This window comes from Amycolatopsis sp. NPDC049691, from assembly GCF_040675005.1.
Taxonomy (GTDB): domain Bacteria; phylum Actinomycetota; class Actinomycetes; order Mycobacteriales; family Pseudonocardiaceae; genus Amycolatopsis.
In genome coordinates this window covers 234,741-245,144 of record NZ_JBFANX010000003.1, presented here as the reverse complement: position 1 = coordinate 245,144, position 10,404 = coordinate 234,741, and the positions used below count along the sequence as shown (strand labels likewise).

The 10,404-nt window shown below is 68.1% G+C and carries 5 protein-coding genes; 4 read left to right on the top strand and 1 reads right to left on the bottom strand.

The genetic code is table 11. The features are described from left to right. Positions 1 to 140 precede the first annotated feature (140 nt). Entirely contained in the window at positions 141 to 1,460 is a 1,320-nt protein-coding gene (locus AB0J40_RS08210) for a recombinase family protein (protein ID WP_364449268.1), read from the bottom strand. Positions 1,461 to 2,609: 1,149 nt separating this feature from the next. Between AB0J40_RS08210 and AB0J40_RS08205 the strand changes: the two genes are divergently transcribed. The 4 genes from AB0J40_RS08205 to AB0J40_RS08190 are packed head-to-tail and all read left to right on the top strand — an operon-like array spanning position 2,610 to position 10,370. Then, the gene (locus AB0J40_RS08205) at positions 2,610 to 4,139 is read left to right on the top strand and encodes a hypothetical protein (protein ID WP_364449265.1); all 1,530 of its coding nucleotides are present in this window, start codon (positions 2,610 to 2,612) and stop codon (positions 4,137 to 4,139) included. Then, positions 4,136 to 4,903, top strand: coding sequence for a hypothetical protein (locus AB0J40_RS08200; RefSeq protein WP_364449262.1), 768 nt, complete (start codon positions 4,136 to 4,138; stop codon positions 4,901 to 4,903). Before AB0J40_RS08205 ends, AB0J40_RS08200 begins: the two co-directional genes overlap by 4 nt. Continuing rightward, the gene (locus AB0J40_RS08195; RefSeq protein ID WP_364449260.1) at positions 4,900 to 9,315 is read left to right on the top strand and encodes a hypothetical protein; all 4,416 of its coding nucleotides are present in this window, start codon (positions 4,900 to 4,902) and stop codon (positions 9,313 to 9,315) included. The genes AB0J40_RS08200 and AB0J40_RS08195 overlap by 4 nt, the downstream gene beginning before the upstream one ends. Continuing rightward, on the top strand, positions 9,312 to 10,370 hold the full coding sequence (locus AB0J40_RS08190) for a hypothetical protein (RefSeq protein WP_364449257.1): 1,059 nt from the start codon (positions 9,312 to 9,314) through the stop codon (positions 10,368 to 10,370). The genes AB0J40_RS08195 and AB0J40_RS08190 overlap by 4 nt, the downstream gene beginning before the upstream one ends. Positions 10,371 to 10,404: the final 34 nt, after the last annotated feature.

Here is a 10,404-nt window from a genome sequence, read left to right as displayed (position 1 = left end):
CGACCACTACAGCCTTGACCTGCTGAAACGCGACCGATCAGCACAGCGAAAGCCGTGTAGATAGTGAGCAAGATCGTCCTCGGACACAGTATTACCCCACGGATCGCGAAACGCGATCGTGAATCTGGGGTGATCGTAGCCTAGCTCGAATCGATCTCCTGCAGTCGCCATCCTGCGCTGTCGCAGACGATGAACTGTCCCGAGCCTCGTATCGCTGTCGCGACGCGGCTGCTTCGTGTCCGAGCTGACTCCAGCGTGGCGTGGCCGTCACAGTCTTGAACGCCGAGCCGGACGTGGATCTCGTCGACGAGGCGGTCTTCGCGGATGTAGAGGGTCTTCGGTCGTGTCTGGTTCGCGCGTTGGGTGCTGGTGTGGCCGTGGCGGCAGCGGTATGTCGGTCTTCCGTGGTTCCAGTGCGAGTCCAGCCGCCGGTTGCAAACGCTGCAGTGGATGAGCCCGGCGAGGGCGAATCGACGAGTCTGACCGTCGCCGGCGGGGCGCGCTGCCCGGACTTGCTGCGCGGCGACGAAGTCCTGTTCGGTGACGAGCGCCGGATGGGCGGCCTTCGCCGACAGCGCGGGCGTTGAGGCTGGGCCTTCGGTGCCGGTGGCGCGGCGGTTCCAAGTCTGGCGCCCGGTGTAGCGCGGGTTGGCCAGGATGACGGCGACGGTGCGTAGGGTCCAGGCACTGCGGGTTCGATGCCGGTTGCGGTCTGGATCGGCGCTGGACGGGCAGGGGATACCGCGTTCGTTGAGGTGTCGGGCGATGCTGGCGACGCTGTGCCCTGTGAGACGCTGGCGGAACATCCATGCCACGTGCGGCGCGGTGCGCGGGTCAGGAGCGAGTCGTTGCAACCGCCGTCCCCAGCGGGCGTCGGCGGCGTTGGGGTGCGGGCCGGCGTCGACGAGCTGGTAGCCGTAGGGTGGTCGGCCGCCGAGGTAGCGGCCCTGTTGGGTGGCCTGGTTGTGCATCGCCGCCAGCACCCGATGGCGGGCACGGAGCACTTCGCGCTGTGACTGAGTGGCCAGCAGCGACATCAGCGCCCGATGGTCGCGGTTGCCGAGATCGACCGGACCTCCTGTTTCCGGCAGCCACAGCTGGACGCCGTGCCGGACGCACCAGGCGTACAGAGTGGCAAACTGGGAGCCGGTGAACGCGCGCTCGTACTCACCGACCACGATCGCATCGATTGTCTTGTCTGATCCAGCAATCTCAGCCATGAGCCGCGCGGCGTGCGGTCGTTGTGTCCATGGGACGCGGCGTGAGGTGCCGGCGTCGAAGTACGCGGCGACGATCTGACCATTGCCGGCGACGAGGCCGTTGGCCATGTCACGCTGCCAGCCTTGTGACGACACGCGGTCTTGATGGCGGGTAGTCGAGGTTCGGCCGTAGAAGGCGAACTGGAGTCCGTCGCTGTGGTCGGGTGGGGGAGAAGTGCGGGTGGGCTTGCCGGTGGCCATCCACTGCGCGAGCAGGTCTGCGGTCCCGGTTGGAGGCGGCGCCGGTTCTGCGAGTGGTCGATTCGGGATCACGATGACCGGATGCGTCTTCGGAGGACGTATGACGGTGAGTCCGGCAGCATTCGCTCATTCAGCGCAGTGAGTGCTCGCACGGGGGCGATGTATAACGTCCAGCGCCGGCAAGGGCCTCGTCGACGACCTGGCCCTGGTCACGACGAGTCACCTCGACCGCCAGTTCCTGGTGCAGTGTGCCCGTTGGCATCGTTTACTATGCTGGCGACTTCTGCAGCGAGCGCGACGTCCAGCCAGTGACCGACGCTAACGGGCGGTACCGGGCCACCCGACCCCGGTCCGGTCGGGCCACCACCGGGCCGACTGCGTGCCCGCCGACGGGACCCTCGCGCTGGCCAAAGCGAGTACAGCGGACGTCGTCGTGATCCAGCCTGCCGAGTTCACGTCGTTTACCGCCACCCAAGTCGCGGACGGCACCATCACAGCGAGCGGCACTCTGGGCTTTCCTCGCTTCACCCCGTCGGACATCCCAGTCCGGATCGAGTACCTGACCGCGGGGTCGTCGTGCTGGACGACGTCTCCACGCACGTCGGAGTGGGCCGGAAGCGCTTTCGGGTTCTCGGCCGCGGAACAGCTGGTCTACGGGTAGCGAACCCCCGTTCGACCGGACTCGTTGTGCAGGCCATCAATCATGGGGCGCGAGGCATCTGGCTCTCCAAGCAGTTGAGGGCCTCGGCTCAGCCGGGCAGGTGCGCTCCTCGTCCAGGAGTTCAGCCACCGCCAGCACAGTGTCGATCCGATGTGCTCCGAGCTCTGAAGTTACTCAGTGTCACCGACCTGCTTGGCGGCCGTAGGGCTCGCGGTCCGCTATCACCGTCGAGTGGAAGACAAGGCGTGTGTTCCGGTGGGCCGATTCGGCGAAAAGTTGAAACGATCCGGTCACGGCAGGCGCCCCGTACGTAACAGCGGAGCTCTGCTTGACGACAGCGCACACGCACCATGATCCAAAGGGGAATTGATGCGAATGAGAACTGTCGTCGTGATCATTGCTGCATTCGGCGGTCAAAGCTGTGTTCGTGGGGAAGCTTGATCCGGATTGCGTGACGGCCGCGAAGGGGCGTCGGACGGGGGAGACGGATGGAGGAACTCGCGGACCTGCCGCCATCGGATCCGACATTCCCGGCCAGGGTGGCTGCGCTGCTTCGCTCGCGGCCCATCGTCGAGGCGGTGCTGGCGGCCGGTCGGCAGGATTGGCCGGCTGACAGCTACGACGTCACGACCCTCGCGCTCGCCGCGATCGACCTGGTCATCGCGCGGCAGGGATTCGACGAGGAGGCGACCTACGACGATCTGGTCGGCGGCTTGACAATCCTCGCCCGCCGTGCAGCACCGGGGAGGTCTGGCGAGGAACACCGGCGGGTGGCCGAATTCACGATCGGCGGGCTGCTGAACCGGCCTGCGCAGGAAGCGCCGTTCACCTACCGGATCAGCGACCACACCGATCGCGGCGGACACCGGCAGCGTCAGGTGCAGTTCCGGCTGCTGGTGGAACGGGAGGATCCGGTCCGCGGGGAAGTGGTGGTCAACGCGACCCGGGACGCGATCAACGCGCTGGTCGGCGGTCTCGAATTCGATGTCGAAGACGAGCAGATCGCCAACGAACTCATGCTGGAGCGCCAGCTCGCGAAGGGTGCATTCGACGCTGCCGAGAAGGCGGCCGTGCGGGCTCGCCTGTTGTCAGTGTCGCTCGCGGAGGACCTGGCCCGGCTGATCAAGGACACGCGACGCGATCTGCGGTCGGTGCTCGACGAGTGGGCAAAGCAGGTGCCCGAGCGGCTCGAACTGGCGCGGGACCACATCGCGGGCAGGTTGGAATCCGAACACCGGTTGCTGACCAAGGTCAGGGAGTCACTTGAAGCGGAGGATGCGCAGGTGACCGCGGCCGCGGCACGGATCGCGCGGCTGCTCACCGAGTGCGCGCGCAGACACCAGGCGCTTCACGCCCGGGTGATCACGGCCCGCAGCGTGTTCCTCGACGAACAGGACAGGCAGGCGTTCCGTCCTCCGGCCCTCGGCTACCTGCCGGACCTGGCCGTCGAGGTACTGAACCCGTTGCTCGGACTTCCCACCGCCGTTGCGCTCGAGGTCACGGATCGGTGGTTGTCCGATATCACCGGCCCGCGACCACCGAAACTGCCGCGGCTCTATCGGCTGGTCGAAGACCTGTGGTCGGTGCGTGAGCCGGCCATGACTGATCCCGGCGCCGACACCGACGAGATCGGCGACGCTGACCCGCCGACGATCGTGCCCGAAGTCGTCGAGGCCGCCGCAGCCGTCGTGGGCAACGTCGGCCTGCCCGCCCGCCTCTCCGCGTTGCTGGCCGAAGCACTCACGGCGCCGGACGAAACAGCAGACCGGCAGGCTACGGCGGAGATCGTCGCACTGGCGGCGTTGTGGTGCTATGCACCGGAGGAAGCCGAGACCGGACGCCCGGAGTCGGCCGATCTCGCGGCGAGCATCTTCGGTCCGCGGGCCGCCGCCGATGCCGACGGGCTTCGCCTGGACCTGACCGGCTGGGACGGCGACGACCTCATCGTGGTGGCGCAGCCGGATGCCCTGCGCGATGCCGACCCGGCACCCGTGACCGAGCGAGGTGGACGACGATGACGCTCACCCAGGCCGACCACACCGATCTCGGGACATTGCTGGCTTTCGCCTTACAGCCGAACCAGCGCCCCGGCCGCAGTCCCGAGTACCGCCGGGTGCTCGGCCGGTACCGGACCGAGCCGGACTTCCGCCTCGCCACGGACGCGGTTCTGCAGGGCCTGGACACGCGGGTGCTGTCGGACGGTGACTTCGGGCTGGTGCTCGGCGTCAACCCGGAATCGCCGTTCGCGTTCCGGGTGGCCGATCTGCCGAACGCCGCCACGCGCGATGGCCGCCTGCTCGCCGGTCTCGTCCTGGTCGGCATCGCGGCCTATGCCTACCCCAGCCCGGCGGACCTGGACGAGGAGCGGGTCCGGCGCATCCCGGAAACCGAGTTCGAGCAGTGGCTGCGGGCCGCGTGTGACCGGCTTCGCGGGCGCGACGCGGCCGGTGAGCCGATCCCAGACGAAGGCTTGGACGAGGCGTGGCGTGCTTACCACGAGAAGCCGGCGCACCGGGTCGGTGAGCGCGGCCGTGGCGCCGGGCGGCTGTCACCGAAGTGCACGTTGTACTGGGTGCGCAACACCCTCGCCTGGCTCGCCGAGCAGGGCATGGCGCGGCCGGAAACCAGCGGCGGCGCTTGGGTCCTGACCGAGCGGTTCCGCATCCAGGTCAAGGACATGGCGAGCGAGCCCGCGTACACCGTCCTCGCCGCGATCGGGCGCGGCGAGCACTTGCGGCGGAACGAAGTAGCACCGGTGCCACTCGACGAGGAGGACGATTGACCTACCACCTCGCGGAACTCCGGTTGCATTCGGTCGGCGAGCGCTCGGCGAGGTTCACCGACCTCGCGCTCGACTTCACCGCGCCGGACGGCCCCGCGGTCACGCCAGCCGACAGTGTCGTGTGGCTGCGCAACGGCGGCGGCAAATCTTCCCTGCTCTCCCTGTTCTACGCACTCGTTCTGCCGAACGCCAACGACTTCCTCGGCCGCGTCGCCAAGCGCAGCCTCACCGACTACGTGGACACCGGCGACACGTCGCACACCATCGCGGTCTGGCACCCGGCGACCAGCGGAACGCTGGACGGCGCGGCGGAGGACGTGCTCGTCACCGGAGCGGTGTACGAGTGGGCGGATCTTCGCCGTCCTGCGGACGCGGACAAGGCCAGGGACAAGCTGAACATCTCATTTTACGCCTTCTACGCGGTGCCCGGAGTTCTGGAGCCCGGTCGTCTGCCTCTCTCCGACGAGTCCGGGACGCCACTCCGGCAGAACGCCTTCCTCGCCGCTGTCCGGGAAGCGGCTGCCGCCCACCCTCAGGCTGCCGATCTGGTCATCACCAGCCGGCAGCACGAATGGACGACGGCGCTGGTCAACCGCAGTCTGGATCCGGAGCTGTTCCGCACGCAGAAGCAGATGAACCACGTCGAGGGCGGCGTCGAGGACATGTTCAAGTTCGCCTCGGCCCGGCAGTTCATCGATCTGCTCATCGAGCTCACCGCCGCGCCCGAAGACGCCGACAACGTGGCTCAACGCCTTTCGTCCATCGCTTCCTTGCTACAGACGAAACCGGCGAAGAAGGCGGAGCGGGAATTCTGCCTCGAATCCGTGACAGGCCTTGGGCGCCTGGAGGTTGTGCATGCCGAAGTACTCGCGGCGCAGGACGCCCTCGACAGGGCGGAAGATGCGGCTCATGCTCTCGCCGCAGCGTTCGTGGCGAGCAGGTCCGAGGCGCAGATCAGGACCGATGCACTCGGAGAACGCGCCGGTGAAGTGGACCGGCGGAGGAGCGTCGCCGATCAGCAGCAAGGCGTTGCTTATGACCTGCTCTATCTGTACCAGCTCCGTGGCGCGAGGTTCCGGGTCGAAGAGGCCGACCAAGAGGAAGCTGCTTCACGAGACGCCGTCAATGCGGCCAACGAGACTGTGTCCGCTTGGGAAGTCGCCGGTCACCTCGCGGCGAAGCGGAAGCTCGAGACCGACCTCGACGCCAATGCCCGGGAAGCCGCCGAGGAACGGACCCGCACCGCACCGCAACGCCGGGAACACGACGACCACGCCGCTCGTCTGCGAACTCGCCTGCTGAGCCTCGCTGCCGAACACGCGGAGGCGGCCGGTCAAGCCCGCGACGATCAAGGAGAAGCCGAACAGAGCGCCCGAGAGCACAAGGCCGAAGCCGAACGCTTCCGCGTCGAAGCGCGGAAAGCCGATCAGGAAGCCGCCGGCGCACAGGCCAAGCTCGACACACTCGCCGCGGACATCGAAGCGGCCGTCCTGGCCGGTGCGCTGCCGGACGCCGCGACGGACCCGAGTGCTCACGACGCGGCCTTGGCCGATCGGTGGGAGGCCCAGGAAACCACCCTCGCGGACGTCCGGGCCAGTCGGCAGGAACGCCCGGTGGCCCGGCAGAGGCTGGCCGATCGGCGAACGGAGCTCTCGGGCGAGATCGCCAAGCTCGACGCCGACCGTGGCCGAGCGGCTGCTGAGCGTAGTGCACTCGCGGATCGATCGGCGGCGCTGTCCGGCGACCAGCGGGTCCTCGACCTCACCGAGGCAAGTGGCGATGTCCCAGCCGACATCTGGGCCGAAGCGGACACCTTGACAAGGCGCCTCACCGACGAGATCGTCGGCGCGGACCTGGCTCTGGTCCGCCATGAAGCCGAGCGAATGGAAGATCGCCGGGCCACGGAAACCCAGGCCCGCACGGGGCTCCTGCCCACCACGCTGGACGCTGATCGCGTGCGGACGATCCTGTCCGGTCAGGGCATCGCCTCAGAGACCGGCTGGACGCACCTGCTGTCCGTGGTGGCCGACGCCCGCCTGAGCGAGCTGCTGGGCGACCCCGATCTCGTGCGTGTCGGTCTCGGTGTCGTCGTCGCGACCGAGCAGGCGGAGGATGCTGCCCTCACCCTGCTGGAAGCCGATGCGTCGACAACCGCGCTCGTCGGCCTGTACACCGCTGCCGACGCGTCGCGGGTGGCCCGGGCGACCGGTTCGCCCGTCCCGGCGGTCACCCCTGTGTGGACGGGCCTGCACCGCGGTCTCGTGGACACGGCTGTCGCGGAGGCGGCGATCAACCGCATTCACGCACGCATCACCGACCACGAGCGCGAACGTACGGCGCTGATGACGGATCGTGACCGCGACCGGACGCTGCTTGCGGACCTGACGCAGTTCCTCGCGGACTGCCCGGCCGGCCACCTTGATGCGTTGGAGCGGCGGATCGCCGATCTCGATCGCACGCTAGGTGAACTGGGCGAGTCGGTGTCGGCGGTCCTTGTGGAACTCGAAGCGCTCGAGGTCGCCGAACGTGCGGATGCCCAGCTGGAGACGGACACGACCGCCGCGCTCTCCGAGATTGCCCAGCGGCGCGCGCAGCTCGCCACCCTGATACCCAAGGTGGCTGCCGCCGGCACCTGGCGTGAGGTCCTGGAAGAGGCCAACGGCAGATCGAGCCAGGCCATGGAACAAGCCGATCACCACGAGACCGAACGGGAGGCGGCCTCGGCGCGCGCCGTGACCGCAGCTGCGGCGGCCAACAGCGAGAACCTGGCCGCCGAGCAGCGCACAGCCGAGGCGGAATCGGTCAGGTTCCTCGACGCGGTGCTCGAGGTCCAGGACGACGAGACTGTGTTGCTGGATTCCTTGCGCGCGACGTACGAGGACGCCGAGCGTGCCTGGGCGGTGCAGGCGGCGCAATCCGTCCTCGCCGAGCGTGAACGCGTGATCCGAGGCCAGCTCGCCGACGTGAACGCCGCACTCGCCCAGGCAGACGGGAGCGTCGTCGAGCAGGCCGATTCCCTGCTTCTGACCAGACGTGGCCAGACAGCCGCGGACCGTGCCTCAGCGCTGGCGGACGCCCGCCAGAGGGGAAGCGATGCGCTGACAGCACTCGGGCGAGCCGAAGCCGAGGCGAAGAACCGGAAATCGGAACTGAAGGCCATCACACAGCGCCGTCTCGAACCGCCGAGACGGGCTTTGCCGACCGAACCGGATGATGCGGAGCACGCCGATTCCCTCGCGGCCGAGCAGGAACGGATCGGGCAGGCCGCCGTCGAACGGCGGATTGCCGCTGAAAAGGAGCTTGCCGCCATCCGGGAGCAGCAGAACGGGCTCAAAGAACGCGCAAACACGTTCCTCCTGCTAGCCGATGGCCTGCCGGAGGCGGGCGAACGCACCGCGCTGGCCTTCGATGGGGACGAAGACGCGGCACGTGCACGAAAAGCGGCCGTGGCGAAGGACGTGCTGGACACCCGGGAACGGCACAACGTCAAGGTTGGTGCCCGCACCAGGGCAGTCGGTGATCTCCGGGCGATCGGCAGCCGCTTCCAGACCGTCGCCACGCCCGCCAAGGACCGCTTGGTGCACGACCCCGAGGAGGTCGTTGCCGAGCAGGCAGGCGCGTTGATCAGGCAGTTGCGGCTGCGCGCGGAGATGATCGAGGGCGAGCTGGCCGGCATCGCCAAGGATCAGGCGATCATCGTCGACTCACTCACCCACCTGGTGTCGAGCACTCTGGAAACGCTGCGCAAGGCCGAGCGGTACTCCCGTGTCACCACTCACCTGGGCGGCTGGTCCGGCAAACAGGTCTTGCGGATCGGCTTCACAGTGCCGGCGAGTGAAGCGGACCTGCGCACCTACGTCGACCGCGTCATCGAGCGGCGGATCGAGGCCAAGGTCAAGGCCGAGGGCCTGCCGCTGCTGAAGGACGCAGTCCACGAAGCCGCGGGCCCGGCCGGATTCCGGGTGAAGGTCCTGAAGCCGACGCTCGATGTGGTATCCACCACCGAGGACATCACCCGCCTCGGCAAGTGGTCCGGTGGCGAGAAACTGACAGTGTGCGTCGCGTTGTACTGCACCATAGCCGCGCTCCGCGCAGCCAACGCCGGACGTCGTGACCGATCCGGCGGCGTCCTGCTGCTGGACAATCCCATCGGCCGCGCCTCACACGGCAGCCTCGTCACCCTGCAGCGGGCGGTTGCTGCGGCCCATCGGGTGCAACTGGTCTACACGACCGGGGTCAAAGACCCCGATGCGGTGTCCCGTTTCCCCACGGTGATCCGGCTGGACAACCGGCCGGGACGGACCCGGAACCGGCGTTACATCGTCGGGGAAGAGAACGGCGATGCCGGCACCCGGTCAGTGGAAGGCGTGCGAGTGGCCCACACGGAGCGACCGCCTGAGGCAGCCCGATGACGGTCGCATTGCCCGGCTTGCTCGCCACCTGGATTGCCGGGCAGACACAACAGCGGATCGAGATGTCCGACCTGATGCGCGCAGCGACTACCAGCTGTCCTTCGCTGGTCGGGGATCCCGCCGCACGCCACAAGATTGCCGACGCGGTGCAGCAGTTGGCCGACAATGGATTGATCGTGGTACCGAAAACGGCGGCTGGCTGGGACGACCGCGCCCGCCCGACCCTGCCGCGCTGGGTGCGAAAGCCAACCGCCGCAACCAAACCCCAACCAGCCGGCACCGAACGAGTGTGGCCGGAGGCCCTGGCCGCCGCGGCTGCGGTTGCCCAGCGACCTGACGAGTTCGACATACTTGACCGGGTTGCGAACTGGCTGCGGGAGAACCCGCATCCCGAACGTGTGCCGATCGAAGAACGCTCGCTGGAGCTGCTCGACGACGAGAAGATGCTGGGTTCCCTTCTGCCGAACCGGCTTTTCACGTCGGGAGCGCTCACCCTGGACCTGCTGGCCTGCTTCCCGCCACCGTTGCTGTTCCCGTCCCAGTTCGTTCCGGGCGTCGGACCTGTCCGGCTGCTGGTTGCCGAGAACAACGCGACATTCCAGTCTCTGCTCACCATCGCCCGCAGCCTAGACCCGGCGAGCCGACCGGCCCTGCACCTCGGCTGGGGAAGCGGAAACCAGATCCCGGTCGGGATCGCCGCGGTCGAGCTGTTGCAACCGCAGCCACACGAGCTGTACTACTTCGGCGATCTCGACGTCGCCGGCCTCAGAGCAGCTTGTGGCGCGGCGGCGACCGCGGCACGCCTGGGATTGCCCCCAGTGCGCCCGGCCGAGTCGCTCTACCGCCGGCTGCTTGACCACGGCACCGCCCGGCCGGACAAATCCAGCCGCGGGTCGATCGATGTACCCGCACTGACCGCCTGGCTCCCTGAAGACATGCACGAGGCCGTGACGGACTTGCTCCATCAGCGCGCGCGGATCCCCCAGGAAACGGTCGGGCTGAAAGAACTCCGCGGGGATCCCGGCCTGCTGAAAACGGCCGTCCGATTCGCCTGACCCGGTCTCCGGCGACTCGCTGATCAAGTATGTT